This is a genomic window from Phenylobacterium sp. (genome assembly GCF_031425575.1).
Lineage (GTDB): Bacteria > Pseudomonadota > Alphaproteobacteria > Caulobacterales > Caulobacteraceae > Phenylobacterium.
On the sequence record NZ_JANPJP010000276.1, the window covers coordinates 1 to 1,926 of the forward strand.

A 1,926-nucleotide genomic window follows, 5' to 3' on the forward strand; every position below is an offset into this window, starting at 1 on the left:
GGTCGAAGTCCACCCCGCCCGCCGCCGCCTGCTCGGGGACGAGCGAGGTGGGCGTCATGCCCGGCTGGGTGTTGACCTCCAGTAGGACCAAAACGTCGTTAATATCGTCATAACGCAGGTCCGAGCGGGTCACGCCCCGGCAGCCGAGGGCGGCGTGCGCCATCTCGGAAAGTTTCTTTGCGCTTTCCGTGACATGGTCAGGAATTCTAGCGGGAACGATGTGTTCCGAGCCACCCGGCGCGTACTTGGCCTCGTAGTCATAGAACCCGGTTCTCGAAACTATTTCTGTAACCGCCATGGCCTTGCCGTCCATCACCCCCACGGCCAGCTCCAATCCGCGGACATAGGGCTCCACCATCACCTCTTCGCCAAACGTCCAGGACGGGGCCACGACGTCCTGGGGCGGGCTGTTGGCGCCCTCGAACACCAGGAACACGCCCACCGAAGACCCCTCGGCGTTGGGCTTGACCACATAGGGCGGCGGCATGACGTGGCTGGCCGCCACAGTGAAGCGGTTGAACAGCCCGCCTCCCGGCACCACGACGCCCGCCGCCGCCAGCACGGCTTTGGACTTGGCCTTGTCCATGGCCAGGGCCGAGGCCAGCACGCCGCAGTGGGTGTAGGGCAGGTTCAGGGTCTCCAACACGCCCTGAACACAGCCATCCTCGCCCCACTCGCCATGCAGGGCGTTGAAGCAGACGTCGGGATTCAGTGCGCTCAACACCTGGGCCAGGTCACGGCCGGCATCGACGCGGGTCACCTTGGCGCCCAGCCGCTCCAGCGCGTCTGCGCACTCCCGGCCCGAGACCAGGCTGACCTCCCGCTCCGAGGACAACCCGCCCAGCAGGACGGCGACGTGGTGTCCGGAGAGGGGTGCGGTATTCATGGGCGACTCGAATATCGGAGGGGCATGCACCCCGCGGTGGCGGACGGCGAACGCCGGGTCAAGTGTGCGCGGCGTTCCGGTGCAGGACGCGCGCCCTTAAGGTTTTCCGATCCGCTTGATTTCCCACTGCAGATCGATCCCTGTCTGTCCCTTCACATCGGCCCGCACGGCTTCGCCCAGACCCTCCAAATCAGCAGCGGTGGCCGTGCCGGTGTTGATCATGAAGTTCGCGTGCACCGGCGAGAACATCGCCCCGCCGTGCAGCTTGCCGCGCCAGCCGACCTCGTCCACCAGCTTCCAGGACGAATGGCCCGGCGGGTTCTTGAAGGTGGACCCACCGGTCTTTTCGCGGATCGGCTGGGTGGTTTCGCGGCGGCTCGTGATCTCGTCCATGCGCGCCTGCACCGCCGCCGGATCATCGGGCCGGCCCTGGTATGTCGCCTCGACCCAGATGATGTCGCCAGGCGCCTCGCTGTGGCGATAGGTGTAGCCGAAGTCGGCCAGGCTGAACTCGCGCCGCGCGCCTGACCGGTCATACCCCCAGGCCGACACCAGGACGTCCTTCGTCTCCGCGCCATAGCAACCGGCGTTCATAGTCAGGGCGCCGCCGATGGTCCCAGGGATGCCCGCATAGAACTCCAGCCCCGCCAGCCCGGCCTTGGCCGCCGCACGCGCCACCGCCGCGTCCAGCGCGGCCGATCCGGCGGTGATCCGGTCGCCCGCGACCTGGATACCCGCAAAGGCCCGGCCCGCCAGCCGCATCACTACGCCCGGAACGCCCCCGTCGCGGATGATCACATTGGAGCCGACGCCCAGCACCGTGACCGGCACGCTCCGCGGCAGGGCCGCCAGGAACTCGGCCAGATCGCCCGCGTCCGCCGGCAGGAACAGCACCTCTGCCGCCCCGCCGACGCGGAACCAGGTGAACGGACCCAGCGGCTCGTCGCGCAATAGCTTGCCGCGCACGCGGGGTAGGGCACCCTGCCAGTCCGTCATGTACCGCCCATGTAATCGGCGAAATTTTCGGCGTAGTCCTCGAG

2 protein-coding genes are annotated in these 1,926 nt (G+C 67.8%); both read right to left on the minus strand.

Annotated elements, in window-relative coordinates; translation table 11 throughout:
* Nucleotides 1–901: D-alanine--D-alanine ligase (locus RMO97_RS15640; RefSeq protein ID WP_409035322.1), on the minus strand; the 901-nt coding region annotated here is incomplete at its 3' end.
* A gap of 81 nt (nucleotides 902–982) precedes the next feature.
* Nucleotides 983–1,882, minus strand: a complete 900-nt coding sequence (murB, locus tag RMO97_RS15645) for a UDP-N-acetylmuramate dehydrogenase (RefSeq protein WP_310541966.1) — start codon at nucleotides 1,880–1,882, stop codon at nucleotides 983–985.
* Nucleotides 1,883–1,926: the final 44 nt, after the last annotated feature.